General features: G+C 62.4%; 15 protein-coding genes. 8 read left to right on the top strand and 7 right to left on the bottom strand.

Annotated elements, in window-relative coordinates:
• Positions 1-55: 55 nt before the first annotated feature.
• The 3 genes from EFR00_RS11470 to rsmA are packed head-to-tail and all read left to right on the top strand — an operon-like array spanning position 56 to position 2,858.
• Positions 56-997 (top strand): SurA N-terminal domain-containing protein, encoded by a 942-nt coding sequence (locus tag EFR00_RS11470; RefSeq protein ID WP_009993161.1) that lies wholly within the window; start codon positions 56-58, stop codon positions 995-997.
• 5 nt (positions 998-1,002) lie between these two features.
• Positions 1,003-2,031, top strand: coding sequence for a 4-hydroxythreonine-4-phosphate dehydrogenase PdxA (gene pdxA / locus EFR00_RS11465; RefSeq protein ID WP_077993201.1), 1,029 nt, complete (start codon positions 1,003-1,005; stop codon positions 2,029-2,031).
• Complete coding sequence (rsmA, locus tag EFR00_RS11460; RefSeq protein ID WP_077993200.1) at positions 2,031-2,858, top strand: 16S rRNA (adenine(1518)-N(6)/adenine(1519)-N(6))-dimethyltransferase RsmA; 828 nt, start codon at positions 2,031-2,033, stop codon at positions 2,856-2,858. Before pdxA ends, rsmA begins: the two co-directional genes overlap by 1 nt.
• A 93-nt stretch (positions 2,859-2,951) precedes the next feature.
• Here the strand turns inward: rsmA and gmk are convergent, their stop codons facing one another.
• From gmk to fabD, 7 genes are all read right to left on the bottom strand, one after another.
• On the bottom strand, positions 2,952-3,614 hold the full coding sequence (gmk, locus tag EFR00_RS11455; RefSeq protein ID WP_077993199.1) for a guanylate kinase: 663 nt from the start codon (positions 3,612-3,614) through the stop codon (positions 2,952-2,954).
• A gap of 3 nt (positions 3,615-3,617) precedes the next feature.
• Positions 3,618-4,505, bottom strand: a complete 888-nt coding sequence (locus EFR00_RS11450) for a YicC/YloC family endoribonuclease (RefSeq protein WP_038688007.1) — start codon at positions 4,503-4,505, stop codon at positions 3,618-3,620.
• A 17-nt stretch (positions 4,506-4,522) separates the two neighbouring features.
• Positions 4,523-5,743 carry an endolytic transglycosylase MltG gene (gene mltG, locus EFR00_RS11445; protein WP_077993422.1) on the bottom strand — a complete coding sequence of 407 codons (1,221 nt, stop codon included), beginning with the start codon at positions 5,741-5,743 and terminating at the stop codon, positions 4,523-4,525.
• A gap of 130 nt (positions 5,744-5,873) precedes the next feature.
• Complete coding sequence (gene fabF, locus EFR00_RS11440) at positions 5,874-7,136, bottom strand: beta-ketoacyl-ACP synthase II (RefSeq protein ID WP_077993198.1); 1,263 nt, start codon at positions 7,134-7,136, stop codon at positions 5,874-5,876.
• Between the two features lie 93 nt (positions 7,137-7,229).
• Positions 7,230-7,466: an acyl carrier protein gene (locus tag EFR00_RS11435; protein ID WP_003547058.1), complete on the bottom strand. Its 237-nt coding sequence runs from the start codon at positions 7,464-7,466 to the stop codon at positions 7,230-7,232.
• A gap of 286 nt (positions 7,467-7,752) precedes the next feature.
• Positions 7,753-8,490, bottom strand: coding sequence for a 3-oxoacyl-[acyl-carrier-protein] reductase (gene fabG / locus EFR00_RS11430; protein ID WP_077993196.1), 738 nt, complete (start codon positions 8,488-8,490; stop codon positions 7,753-7,755).
• A 30-nt stretch (positions 8,491-8,520) separates the two neighbouring features.
• Positions 8,521-9,465, bottom strand: a complete 945-nt coding sequence (gene fabD / locus EFR00_RS11425; protein WP_077993194.1) for an ACP S-malonyltransferase — start codon at positions 9,463-9,465, stop codon at positions 8,521-8,523.
• 201 nt (positions 9,466-9,666) lie between these two features.
• Between fabD and EFR00_RS11420 the strand changes: the two genes are divergently transcribed.
• The 5 genes from EFR00_RS11420 (at position 9,667) to rplI (ending at position 13,470) form a co-directional block, all read left to right on the top strand.
• Positions 9,667-10,710 carry an aldo/keto reductase gene (locus tag EFR00_RS11420; RefSeq protein WP_077993191.1) on the top strand — a complete coding sequence of 348 codons (1,044 nt, stop codon included), beginning with the start codon at positions 9,667-9,669 and terminating at the stop codon, positions 10,708-10,710.
• A 305-nt stretch (positions 10,711-11,015) separates the two neighbouring features.
• The gene (rpsF, locus tag EFR00_RS11415; protein WP_004680499.1) at positions 11,016-11,474 is read left to right on the top strand and encodes a 30S ribosomal protein S6; all 459 of its coding nucleotides are present in this window, start codon (positions 11,016-11,018) and stop codon (positions 11,472-11,474) included.
• Positions 11,475-11,486: 12 nt separating this feature from the next.
• Positions 11,487-11,735 carry a 30S ribosomal protein S18 gene (gene rpsR, locus EFR00_RS11410; RefSeq protein ID WP_004680498.1) on the top strand — a complete coding sequence of 83 codons (249 nt, stop codon included), beginning with the start codon at positions 11,487-11,489 and terminating at the stop codon, positions 11,733-11,735.
• A gap of 148 nt (positions 11,736-11,883) precedes the next feature.
• On the top strand, positions 11,884-12,870 hold the full coding sequence (locus tag EFR00_RS11405) for a DUF2232 domain-containing protein (protein WP_077993190.1): 987 nt from the start codon (positions 11,884-11,886) through the stop codon (positions 12,868-12,870).
• 21 nt (positions 12,871-12,891) lie between these two features.
• A complete protein-coding gene (gene rplI, locus EFR00_RS11400; RefSeq protein ID WP_064682097.1) occupies positions 12,892-13,470 on the top strand; it encodes a 50S ribosomal protein L9 in 579 nt (192 codons plus the stop codon).
• Positions 13,471-13,830: the final 360 nt, after the last annotated feature.

Below are 13,830 nucleotides of genomic sequence, written 5' to 3'. Positions count from 1 at the left end.
ACTGTGGTAAGGACGCCGCGAACAACGTCACGCGGCGCTAATGGGAGGTCAACAGATGATTGACGCGAAAAAAGCCATAACCGCCTTCCTCGCCGGCGCAGCGCTTGCCTTGATGGGCCTTGCCGGCCCGGCGCTGGCAGCAAGCGAAGTCCAGGCCGTGGTGAACGGCACTGCCATCACCAGCGGCGATGTCGCCAAGCGGCAGGCCTTCCTGCGCCTGCAGCATACGAAGGCCGATGCCAAGACCGCCAAGGAGCAGTTGATCGACGAAACGCTCAAGCGGCAGGAGGTCGCCCGCGTCCGCATGTCGGTTTCGCAGCAGGACGTCGATGCGTCTTTCGCGCGCTTTTCGGCCGGCAACAAGCTTTCCGTCGAACAGATGTCGCAAATCCTCGATCGTGCCGGCGTCGGCGTCGACCATTTCAAAGGCTTCATCGCCGTGCAGATGAGCTGGCCGCGTGTCGTCAATGCGCGTTACGGCTCGACCTCGCGGCTGTCGAATTACGATCTCGTCTCGCGCATGATGCAGAACAACAAGCAGAAGCCGGTGACGACGGAATATATGCTGCAGCAGATCATCTTCGTCATCCCGCAAGCCAAGCGCGCCGCCATCACCGGCAAGCGCAAGGGCGAGGCCGAGGCGTCGCGCTCGAAATTCCCCGGTTGCGACCAGTCAAAGGTCTTTGCCGCAACGATGCGCGATGTCGCCGTGCGCGACCTCGGCCGCATGCTCGCTCCCGAGATCCCGCCGGATTGGAAGCCTCTGGTCGAGCAGGCCAAGGGCAACACGACTGGTACCCGCGTCACCGACAAGGGCGTCGAATATCTGGCGATCTGCAGCCAGCGCCAGGTTTCCGACGACCAGGCCGCTGAAATGGTCTTCCGCCAGGAGGATCTCGACAAGTCCAAGGCCGGCAAGAATGGCCCGCCGGAAAACGAGAACAGCAAGAAATACCTGGATGAACTGCGCAAGAAGGCGCAGATCGCCTATCGCTGACCACGATGGCGATACCGTTCTCACGACCGCTTGCGCTGAGCCAGGGCGACCCTGCCGGCATCGGGCCGGATATCACTCTGATGGCTTGGCTCCGGCGGCGTGAACTCGGCCTGCCGCCTTTTTTCCTGATCGGCGATCCCGATGTCCTGGCCTTGCGAGCCCGCCAGCTCAACCTGGCGGTTTCCATCCGTGAGATCGACAGCGCCGACGAATCTACCGGCTCATTTGCCGATGCGCTGCCCGTCATGAGCGTGCCTGTTGGCATTGAGGTCGTGGCGGGTGAGCCGCATGCGGCAACGGCGAAAGGCACGATCGCGGCGATCGAGAAAGCCGTATCGCTTGTCATCGGCGGCGAGGCGCTCGCAGTCGTCACCAATCCGATCGCCAAGGCCGTGCTCTATGAGGCGGGCTTCCGCTTTCCCGGCCATACCGAATTTCTCGCCGATCTCGCCGCCAGAGCAACCGGCCGGCCGGTGACCCCTGTGATGATGCTGTCCGGACCGAAGCTCAGGGCCATTCCCGTCACCATTCACATTCCGCTCCGGGACGTGCCGCAGGCGCTGACGGAGGATTTGGTCATGGAAACCTGCCGGATTGCTCACGGAGATCTGAGGCAGCGCTTCGGTATCGATGCGCCGCGGCTGGCGGTTGCCGGCCTCAATCCGCATGCCGGCGAAACCGGAACGATCGGCAGGGAAGACGAGGATCTCATCCGCCCGGCAATCGAGCGCCTGCGCGACGAGGGTATCGACGCCATTGGCCCCCTGCCCGCCGATACGATGTTTCATGACGAGGCGCGGGCGCGGTACGATGTCGCCATCTGCATGTATCACGATCAGGCCCTGATCCCCGCCAAGGCGCTCGGTTTTGACGACAGCGTCAATGTCACGCTCGGACTTCCCTTCGTGCGCACCTCGCCGGATCACGGCACCGCTTTCGGCATTGCCGGCAAAGGGCTGGCGCGCGAGCAGAGCCTCGTTGCGGCGCTGAAGCTCGCCGCGCAGCTCGGCCGCACTTGGGAAAGCCGCCGCTGATGGCAGCACTCGATGGCCTGCCGCCGCTTCGCGACGTCATCCAGCGTCACGGCCTTGATGCGCGCAAGGCGCTCGGGCAGAACTTCCTGCTGGACCTGAACCTGACGCAGAAGATCGCCCGCACGGCGGGCGGGCTCGAAGGGACCACCGTTTTCGAAGTCGGCCCCGGTCCCGGCGGGCTGACGCGGGCGATCCTGGCGCTCGGCGCCAAAAAGGTGATCGCCATCGAACGGGACACACGCTGCCTGCCGGCGCTTGCCGAGATCGCCGACCACTATCCGGGCCGGTTGGAGGTGATCGAAGGCGATGCGCTGAAAACGGATTTCGAGTCCCTGGCGCCGGAAGGCCCGGTCAAGATCATCGCCAACCTGCCCTATAATGTCGGCACGCAGCTGCTGGTCAACTGGCTGCTGCCGAAGGCCTGGCCGCCGTTCTGGCAGTCGCTGACGCTGATGTTTCAGAAGGAAGTCGGCGAGCGTATCGTCGCCGGCGAGGACGACGACCATTACGGCCGGCTCGGCGTGCTCAGTGGCTGGCGGACCGAGGCGCGCATGGCCTTCGACGTGCCGCCGCAAGCCTTCACGCCGCCGCCGAAAGTGACGTCGACGGTGGTGCATCTGACGCCGCGGGAAAATCCCATCCCCTGCTCCGTCGCCAATCTGGAAAAGGTGACCCAGGCCGCCTTCGGCCAGCGCCGCAAGATGCTGCGCCAGAGCCTGAAGCCGCTCGGCGGCGAGAGCCTGCTCGTCAAGGCCGGGATCGATACGGCCCGGCGGGCGGAGACCCTGTCCGTCGAGGAATTCTGCCTGTTAGCAAATTGCCTTTAATGCATGTCGCCCGGAAGTGTGCAGCGGTTCCGGGACAACGAAATGCATATAAAAAAGGCCAAAGCGCGTCGCATGAATCAAATTTGATGCGCTTTAAAGCGACGGCGTCTCTTCCAGCAATTCGCGGACGAAATCGAACATGCCGTGGCGGCGGTCGCGGCGCAGGCGTTCGGCCTTGACGATCGACTGGACGGCGTCGAAGGCGGTGTTGAGATCGTCGTTGACGATGACATAGTCATACTCGCGCCAGTGGCTGATCTCGGCACGGCTGTTGGCGAGGCGCGTCTGAATGACTTCCTCGGAATCTTCGGCACGGCGGTGCAGCCGCGATTGGAGTTCCGTCATGGTCGGCGGCAGCACGAAGATCGACACGACGTCGGCCGACATCTTCTCCTGCAACTGCTGGGCGCCCTGCCAATCGATATCGAAGAGCATATCGCGGCCCTCGGCCATGGCTTGCTCGACCGGCTCGCGCGGCGTGCCGTAGAAATTGCCATGCACCTCGGCCCATTCGAGCAGGGCGTCGCTGTCGCGCAGCCGCTCGAACTCGCGCACGCTCTTGAAGTGGTAATGCACACCTTCGACCTCGCTCGGGCGGCGCTGGCGCGTGGTGACGCTGACGGAAAGACCGATATGCTTGTCGGTCTCCAGAAGCGTGCGTGCGATGGTGGACTTGCCGGCGCCGGACGGCGACGAAATGACAAGCATCAGACCGCGGCGGGCGATCTGCACGGGCGAGGATTTCGCCGGTTTCATGTCCTACTCCAAATTCTGGACCTGCTCGCGGAACTGGTCGATCACGACTTTCAGTTCGATGCCGGCGGCAGTAACCGCCGAGGCATTCGACTTCGAGCAGATGGTATTCGATTCGCGGTTAAATTCCTGTGCAAGGAAGTCCAGCCGGCGCCCGGCAGGTCCGCCTTTCACCAGGAGATCACGCGCTGCGGCGACATGCGCCTTCAGGCGGTCGATTTCTTCGCGCAGATCCGCCTTGGTCGCCAGCAGCGCGGCTTCGGCATGCAGCCTGTCGCGGTCGAGAGCGGCCATGCCGTCCATCAGCAAGGCGACCTGTGCCGCGAGCCGGGAGGCGATCTCCTGCGGCGAGCGCGAGGGATCCGTCTCGATCGTTCGCGTCAGGCCCTCGATCGTTGCGACATGATCGAGAAGAATGCGGGAGAGCGCCGCCCCTTCCTGTTCGCGCATCGCCCGGAGGTCGGCAAGCGCGGCCATGAGGCCGGCGGCAATATCGGCATCCCGGGCGGCCAGCGCCTCCTCGCCGTCCTCGCCCTCGCGGAACTCCACGATGCCGCGCACCAGAAGCAGCGTATCGAGCTTCAGCGGCGCCGGATCGATCACGTCCACCAGCTGCTCGCGCATGGCAAGCACGGCGGCAAGCGCTTGCCTGTTCAGCACCGCCTCGAAACGGTTCTCGTCGGCGGTGACCGAGAGCGAAGCCTGCAGGTTGCCGCGGCTGAAACTTTCGCCGGCAAGGCGGCGGACCTCCGCCTCCATGCGTTCAAGACCGGGCGGCAGGCGCAGGCGCAGGTCGAAGCCCTTGCCGTTGACCGAGCGCAATTCCCATGCCCAGCGCCAGCGGCCGCTCGTTCCCTCTCGCCGCGCAAAACCGGTCATGGACTGCAAAGCCATGCGAGCCTCCGAAATCTTCAGTTGATCTTCTTTTTCTTCGGCGGCGGCGCGACAGTCGCGCCATTCTCGGCCGGCTGCTCTTCCGGCTGGCCATCGACCGCGATGTTCGGATCCGAACCCTTGTCGGCCTCGAGCTTGCGCCAGCGCTTGACGTTGGCATTGTGCTCTTCGAGCGTCGCGGCGAAAACGTGGCCGCCGGTACCGTCGGCGACGAAATAGAGATCCTCGGTTTTCCAAGGGTTGGCGACGGCTTCCAGCGCATCCTTGCCGGGATTGGAGATCGGCGTCGGCGGCAGACCCTTGATGACATAGGTATTATACGGCGTATCCCGCTTCAGGTCCGACTGATAGATCGGCCGGTCGGCCGGCTTCCCCTCGCCCCCGAAGAGCCCGTAGATGATCGTCGGATCGGACTGCAGGCGCATGCCCTTGCCAAGCCGGTTCAGGAAAACGGAAGCGACATGGGCACGTTCGTCGGGAACGCCGGTCTCCTTTTCGACGATGGAGGCGAGTGTGACGAATTCCTCTTTGGATCGCAGCGGCAGCGAGGAATCACGCTTGTCCCAGACCTGATCGACGAGCTTCTGCTGTGCCGCCGCCATCTGTTCGACGATTTCCGAACGCTTGGTGCCGCGCGAGAACTTGTAGGTATCCGGACGCAGGCTGCCTTCGGCCGGCAGCGCAGCCGGCAGGTCGCCTTCCAGCACCGGGTCCTGCAGCATGCGGTCGAACATCTGGCGAACCGTCAGACCTTCGGGGAAGGAAACCGAATAGAGAATGGACTTGCCTGATTTCAGCAGCTCCATGATATCGCTCATGGAGGCTCTCGCCTTGATCTCGTATTCGCCGGCCTTCAGGCTCTCGCCGGCGGAAAGATGTGTCGCCGTCAGATATCGGAAGATGCGGGCGTCGGAGATGATCGCATTGCGCTCGAGGTTGGTAGCGATTTCGGCGAGACCCGCGCCGTTGCGGACGATGAAATTGGTGTTCGTCTGCAGCGGACCCGGGCTCTGATAGGTCGATGTCGCGTAGTAGAAGCCAATGACTGCGACGACGCAGACCAGGACCGCCATCGTCATGATGAAGTTCAGAAAGAGGACGATCTGGCTGCGTGCGTTCCTGGAGCGCTTCGGCGGCTCAGGAACACGTTCCGGACGCAGGGCCTCGTTCGGCGACTTCGGGATGATCGGTCCCTTCTGCGCCTGGCTGTCGTTGCTCTGGTTCGTCGTATCGCTCACCGGCAATCCTCTAAAACTTGGCCCTTATTCCGCTATTTCGCGAAGCAATGCGGCAAAAACAGGTTCTGCCACGGTTCAACGAAGCCGCTGCCGGTCGTTCAACTCCAGCACGCCTCTGCAGCGGGCCTCTTTACTCCCCGTAACGGCGCAGCACGAGCGATGCGTTCGTGCCCCCGAATCCGAACGAATTGGACAGCGCCACGTTGATTTCTCGCTCGCGAGCCTTGTGCGGAACAAGATCGATCGCCGTCTCGCGCTCAGGATTATCGAGATTGAGTGTCGGCGGAGCGATATTGTCACGGATGGCGAGCGTAGCGAAGATCGCCTCGATGGCGCCGGCCGCACCGAGAAGGTGTCCGGTCGCCGACTTGGTCGAGGACATGGAGATCTTCGAGGCCGCGTTGCCGACCAGCCGCTCGACCGCCCCGAGTTCGATCGTGTCGGCCATGGTCGAAGTACCATGGGCGTTGATGTAGTCGATGTCGGCCGGCGTCAGCCCGGCGCGCTTCAGCGCCATCGCCATGCAGCGGCCGGCCCCCTCGCCGTCTTCTGACGGCGCGGTGATGTGATAGGCATCGCCCGACAGGCCGTAGCCGACGATTTCAGCGTAGATCCTGGCGCCGCGCGCCTTGGCATGTTCCAGCTCTTCGAGCACGACGATGCCGGCGCCTTCGCCCATCACGAAGCCGTCGCGGTCGCGGTCATAGGGGCGCGAAGCCTTCTGCGGGTCGTCGTTGTGCTGGGTCGACAGCGCCTTGCAGGCGGCAAAGCCCGCCAGCGAAATGCGGCTGACGGGCGATTCCGTGCCGCCGGCGACCATGACGTCTGCGTCGCCAAGCGCGATCAGCCGCGCGGCATCGCCGATCGCATGCGCGCCGGTCGAGCAGGCGGTGACGACCGAATGATTGGGTCCGCGCAGCTTGTGGCGGATCGAAACCTGACCGGAAACCAGATTGATCAAGCGGCCGGGAATGAAGAATGGGGAGATACGGCGCGGGCCTTTGTCGCGCAGGGTGTAACCCGCCTCGACGATGCCTTCGATGCCGCCGATACCGGAGCCGATCAGCACGCCGGTGGCGATCTGATCCTCATCGCTCTCGGGATGCCAGTTGGCATCGGCAAGCGCCATGTCGGCGGCAGCCATGCCAAAGATGATGAAGGGATCGACCTTGCGCTGTTCCTTCGGCTCCATCCACTGATCGACATTGAAGGTGCCGTCGGCACCGTCGCCGAGCGGAATACGGCAGGCGATCTTGGCGGGAAGGTCATCGACCTCGAATTCGGTGACGAGGCGGGCGCCGTTCTGGCCGGCGAGCAGCCGCGACCACGTCACCTCAGTTCCGCATCCCAAGGGTGATACCATGCCGGTACCTGTGATGACGACACGTCTCATCGCGTGCTTTCCCCCGTCTCTTATGTTCTATGGAGAAATAGGCCGAAAAGAAAAGGGCGGACTCCAGGCCCGCCCTTTCTCAAATATATAGGATCAGGCCTGGGCCTTCTCAATGAACTTCACTGCATCGCCGACCGTCAGGATCGAGTCAGCTGCGTCGTCGGGGATTTCAACGCCGAATTCTTCTTCGAAAGCCATGACAAGTTCGACCGTGTCGAGCGAGTCGGCGCCCAGATCGTCGATAAAGCTGGCGCTCTCGACGACCTTGTCGGCATCGACGCCAAGATGATCAATAACAATTTTCTTTACGCGTTCTGCGATATCGCTCATGTCGGTTTCCTCGACCTTATGTCCTGATCGGAATGCCCTTGCGGCACCCCTACCCTGTTTCAGCCTGCGATGTTTTCAGACATCCTCGGCAAACTCGTTTACCCGGCTTCAGAGATTTCCGAGGCTTGCGAAAAGCCCGCCGGTCCGTCTGCTTTCTCGGGACGACTGTTCACAGTCATGGCCCGCTTAACATGGTTTAAGTCTGCCGCAAAGCCAGAAAATCAACGCTTCGTGATTGCTCAACATGCTATTGGCGGAAATACCCCCATGCCGACGGTTTGTCGTTTCAGATCATCGCCATGCCGCCGTTTACGTGCAGCGTCTGGCCGGTCATGTAGGCAGCCTCGGAGGACGCAAGATAGGCAACCGCCGAGGCGACTTCGCCGCCCGTGCCCATCCGCTTCATCGGGATCGCTCCCATGATCGCCTCCTTCTGCTTGTCGTTCAGCTTGCCGGTCATGGCGCTTTCGATGAAGCCGGGCGCGACACAGTTGACGGTCACGTTGCGAGTGGCAATTTCCTGCGCCAGCGACTTGGTGAAGCCGATCATGCCGGCCTTGGAGGCGCAATAGTTGGCCTGCCCCGGATTGCCGGTGACGCCGACGACCGAGGTGATGTTGATGATGCGGCCATAGCGGCGGCGCATCATCGGGTGCGTCAACTCGCGCGTCAGGCGGAAGGTCGATGTCAGATTGACTTCGAGAACGGCGTCCCAATCCTCGTCGCTCATGCGCACGAAGAGACCGTCCCTGGTGATGCCGGCATTGTTGACGAGAATATCGACGCCATCGAGTTCGGCTTCGGCCTTCTGGCCGAGCGCCTTGACCTCGTCGCGGTCGGACAGGTTGGCCGGGAAGATCTTGACGCGCTCGCCGAGCTCGGCCGCCAACGCTTCCAGCTTCTCGACGCGAGTGCCGTGCAGGCCGACGGTGGCGCCCTGCTTATGAAGAAGGCGGGCGATTTCCTCGCCGATGCCGCCCGATGCGCCGGTGACGAGAGCCTTGCGGCCGGAAAGATCGAGCATGGAAACGTTCCTTATATCTGGAGATATCAATCAGGCCATGAGGGCGACGACGGCCGCGTCGATATCCGCCGGACCGCCGACGGAGATGCCGTTGACTGTTTTGTCGATGCGGCGGGCAAGGCCGGTCAGCACCTTGCCGGAACCGAGTTCATAAAGTGTGCTCACGCCATTGCCGGCGAACCATTCCACCGTCTCGCGCCAGCGGACCTGGCCGGTCACCTGCTCGACCAGGAGGCTCGCGATCTCGTCGGCGCCCGTTACCGGGGCGGCGCGAACATTGGCAATGAGAGGCACCACGGGATCGGACTTGGCAACCGTTGTCAGCGCCGCGCGCATGGCCTCGGCGGCAGGCGCCATCAGCTTGGAATGGAAAGGGGCCGAGACCGGCAGCAGGATGGCGCGCTTGGCGCCCTTGTCGGTTGCAAGCCCGGCGGCCTTTTCGACGGCCGCTTTCTCACCCGAAATGACGATCTGGCCGCCGCCATTGTCGTTGGCGATCTGGCAGGCGCCGGTGGCGGCGGCCTCGTCGCAGACGGCTGCGATGTCGGCATGTTCCAACCCGATGATCGCCGCCATGGCGCCGACGCCGACGGGAACGGCGGCCTGCATGGCATTGCCGCGAATGCGCAGCAGCCGCGCCGTATCGGCGAGCGAAAAGGTGCCGGCGGCGCAAAGTGCGGAATATTCGCCGAGCGAGTGCCCGGCGACAAAGGCGACCTTGGACTTCAGATCCAACCCCTTGGCTTGGAGAACACGGACGACGGCGATCGAGACGGCCATCAACGCCGGCTGGGCGTTTGCCGTCAAGGTCAACTTGTCCTCCGGACCGTTGAACATGACGTCCGAAAGCTTTTCACCGAGCGCCTCGTCGACTTCGTCGAAAACGGCGCGGGCTTCCGCGAAATTCTCGGCCAGATCCTTGCCCATGCCGACGGCCTGACTGCCCTGGCCGGGGAAAGTGAAAGCAATGGTCATTCTGATGTCCCTGATTGCGCCCCTCGAGGCTGTTTTGCCTCCAATTGACATTCTTTCCGGCAGAGTCAAGTGGCGGCACCTTCTGCGCAAAGCCTTTCGCACCGGCGCAAAAGCCCGGCTTTTGCTCTTGCGCTCCGCCAAATCCGGCTTAGATTCGCGCTGAGCTTCCCAAGACTTCCACCTCTCTCCCAAGGTTTTCCCATGAAGTACAAATCGCTAGGCCGGACCGAGATTTCCGTTTCAGAGATCTGCCTCGGCACCATGACCTGGGGCTCGCAGAACAGCGAAAGCGACGCGCATGCGCAGATGAATTATGCCGTCGAGAAAGGCGTCAATTTCTTCGATACCGCCGAGCTCTACCCGACAACCCCGGTTTCGCCTGAAACACAGGGCTGGACCGAAGACTATATCGGCAGCTGGTTCGAAAAGACCGGCAAGCGAAGAGAGATCGTGCTCGCCACCAAGGTCGCCGGCCGCGGCCGCGATTATATACGCGGCGGCGAAGGCGCGGATTCAAAGAATATCCGCCTGGCGCTCGAGGCCAGCTTGAAGCGGCTGAAGACGGATTATGTCGACCTCTACCAGGTGCACTGGCCGAACCGCGGGCATTTCCACTTCCGGCAGAATTGGAGCTACAACCCCTTCAACCAGGATCGCGACAAGGCCGTCGCCAACATGCTCGACATCCTGGAAACGCTGGGGGCACTAGTCAAGGAAGGCAAGATCCGGGCGATCGGCCTTTCCAACGAAACCACTTGGGGCATCCAGAAATACCTGACCCTCTCCGAACAGAAGAGCCTGCCGCGCGTCGCCAGCGTTCAGAACGAGTACAATCTGCTCTACCGTCATTTCGACCTCGATCTCGCCGAGCTCTCGCATTACGAGGATGTCGGGCTTCTCGCCTATTCGCCGCTCGCCGGCGGCATCCTGACCGGCAAATATGTCGATGGTGGCAGGCCGAAGGGGTCGCGCGCTTCGATCAATCCCGATATCGGGGGCCGCCTGCAGCCGCTGCAGGAGCCGGCGACCAAGGCCTATCTGGAAATCGCCGCCCGATACGGTCTCGACCCGTCGGCCATGGCGCTCGCCTTCTGCCTGTCGAGACCCTTCATGGCTTCGGTCATCATCGGCGCAACCTCGATGGAGCAGTTGAAAACCGATCTCGGCGCAGCCGAGCTGAGGCTTTCGGAAGAGGTGCTGGCGGAGATTGCCAAGGTGCACCGGCAGTATCCGCTGACGCTGTGATGACGCGGCCAGGCGCTGCCGATTGGTCCCCGTCGGGCTCGCATGTCCGATTGGGGTTGCCTTTCCGCGAAAAATCCGTATAAGCCGCCCTGTTCGTTAACCCGGTCTTCTGGCTGGTGGCTGAACGGAGGGCCGGTTTGCAAGTCGCAAATCGTTCGGAACGGAAGCGTTCCAGCCTCCCGTGTCTCCGCTCTCGACCGTCTCGGAAACGCTTTTCTTGCCTGGGTCCGCCCTATCAGGAGCAGTCGTTGAGGCTTAGCCGCCGAATATCGGGTTGAACCAAACGCAAGAAAGGCAAAGCTGTCATGGCTCTTTATGAACATGTATTCCTTGCCCGGCAGGATATTTCCGCTCAGCAGGTCGATGCCCTCGTAGAACAGTACAAGGGCGTGATCGAAGCAAACGGCGGCAAGGTCGGGCGTATCGAGAACTGGGGCCTCAAGTCCCTCACCTACCGCATCAAGAAGAACCGTAAGGCGCATTACGCGCTGATGGACATCGATGCTCCGGCTGCTGCGATCCAGGAAATGGAACGCCAGATGCGCATCAGCGAAGACGTTCTTCGCTACATGACCATCGCCGTCGAAAAGCACGAAGAAGGCCCGTCTGCCATGCTGCAGAAGCGCGACCGCGACGACCGCGGCCCGCGTGAAGGCGGCGACCGTGGCCCGCGCCGCGAATTCGGCGACCGTCCGCCGCGCCGTGACGGCGACTTCCAGCGTGGCCCGCGTCCGGATCGCGCTCCCCGCGAAGACCGTGCATAAGGAGATATAAGAATGTCTGAAGCTTCCTCCGCACCGGTCCGCCGCCCGTTCCATCGCCGTCGCAAGACCTGCCCGTTCTCCGGCGCAAACGCACCGCGGATCGACTACAAGGACGTCCGCCTGCTGCAGCGCTACATTTCCGAGCGCGGCAAGATCGTTCCGTCCCGCATCACGGCCGTTTCCCAGAAGAAGCAGCGCGAACTCGCCCAGGCGATCAAGCGCGCCCGTTTCCTCGGCCTGCTGCCGTACGTCGTGGCCTAATAGAATATGTGACCCCCGGATTTCTGATCCGGGGGTTGCCTCCCTTCCGCGATGGGCGCGGATCGGAACGGTTAAAACCCATGTTGAGACGTTTCTGAATTCGATTCAGCAACATCCTCTAACTGCTTGATGAAGCAGGACAGCGACCTTGAAACGACTCGATCTTAAAACGCTGCTGACCGGCGCCCTCGCCGGCTTGACCGCTGCCCTGCTGGTGCTGGGTGCAAGCGTGCAGCCGTCGTTTTTCAGTGCGCTCCTCTATACTGCTTCGGCACTGCCGATCCTGCTTGTCGGGCTCGGCTGGGGCAATGTCGCCGCAATTGTGGCCGTCGTTACCGCAGCCGCGCTCGGCGCGGTGTTCATCTCGCCGTCCTTTGCGCTGATCATGACGCTGGTGACGCTGCTGCCGGCCGGCTGGCTCAGCCACCTCGCCAACCTCGCCCGTCCCGCGTCCGAGCTCGGCGGTCCGGACGACCTGCTCGCCTGGTATCCGCTCTCCGATATCCTGCTGCATCTCTGCGGCCTGGTGACGTTCGCCGTCATCGTCATCGGTGTGATAATCGGCTACGGGCCGGAGATCACCGATCCGATTGTCGATCTGCTGATTACCTCTCTCAAGCAGCAGCAGCCGGAATTCATGCCCGATCCGGCGGCGACCGCGCAGACCAAATCGCTGATCCTGCTGATGCTGCCGGCTTTGCAGGGCGGCATGTGGGTGACGATGCTGTTCGCAGCCTATTATTTCGCGGTGCGCATCGTCGCAGCATCCGGCCGCGGCCTTCGTCCCCGCGAGGACATTCCCTCGTCGCTGCGCATGAACCGCAACTCGATCTTCATCTTCCTCGCCGGGCTTGCCGCCTGCTTCTTCGGCGGCGTTCCGGCGCTGATCGGCGCGACCGTGATCGGCACTTTCGGCGCCGGCTTCATGCTCTCCGGCTTCGCCTCGCTGCATTTCCGCACGCGTGGAAAGGACTGGCGTTTGCCGGCCCTCATTCTCTGCTACCTGGCGTCCATGCTCATGCTGCTGCCAGCTCTGCTCATCCTGGTCGTGGGTCTTAGCGATACGCGCAAGGCGATCGCGCTGACCCCGACGAAAGATGCCGATGCCCCCAAACAACCCGATACGAAAATCTGAGACACAAGAAAGGACAAGAAAATGGAAGTCATTCTTCTCGAACGCATCTCCAAGCTCGGCCAGATGGGCGAAACCGTAAAGGTTCGCGACGGCTTTGCCCGTAACTACCTGCTGCCGCTCGGCAAGGCGCTACGAGCCAACGCCGCCAACAAGACCCGCTTCGAAGCCGAGCGTGCGACGCTCGAAGCCCGCAACCTCGAGCGCAAGTCGGAAGCCCAGAAGGTCGCCGACGTTCTCGACGGCAAGTCGTTCATCGTCGTGCGCTCGGCCGGCGAAACCGGCCAGCTCTACGGCTCGGTCGCTGCCCGTGACGTCGTCGAGATTCTCGCCGCCGAAGGCTTCAACATCGGCCGCAACCAGGTTCACCTGAACACGCCGATCAAGGCAATCGGCCTGCACAAGGTCGAGCTGCAGCTGCATGCCGAAGTCGAAATCAATATCGAGCTGAACGTTGCCCGTTCCGCCGATGAGGCTGAGCGCCAGGCAAAGGGCGAAGAACTCACCTCGGTCGACGCGATCTACGGCGTCGACGAAGACGCACTGCGTCCGGAAGATTTCTTCGATCCGGAAGCCGACGGCATCGACGAAGACGAAGCATAAGTCTCGCCGGACACGATCCGCGACAGGGAAGCCCGGCCGTTGCGCCGGGCTTTTTCGTTTCATCCGCTTGATTGGAAGCAACCGGGGAGATCCCCTTTTACCGGGGGATTTCCTGATGTTTTTGCTGCGTGCCCGATGTCGTCGCGCTACCATGTCCATCTCCGGAACGAATGAGCTGAGTCGGCTCCGTGCAGTGTCCTCAGGGTGACACTCCCGGTATTTCTCGCTTGTGTCGCCCCCGGACTGTGGAGAAGTCGAACAACGTGCACAGCGTTCGGGATTTAGGCGATGCGGGCCTCCGCGCCTTTTGCAGCCCCTTGATTTTCTCCATCCGGAATTGCAAATCCGGAGTTGGAAAAA

Origin of the sequence: Rhizobium sophoriradicis (assembly GCF_003939025.1) — a bacterium.
Taxonomy (GTDB): domain Bacteria; phylum Pseudomonadota; class Alphaproteobacteria; order Rhizobiales; family Rhizobiaceae; genus Rhizobium; species Rhizobium sophoriradicis.
Note: the sequence above shows the minus strand (reverse complement) of the source record. Positions and strands in the feature narration are given on the sequence as shown.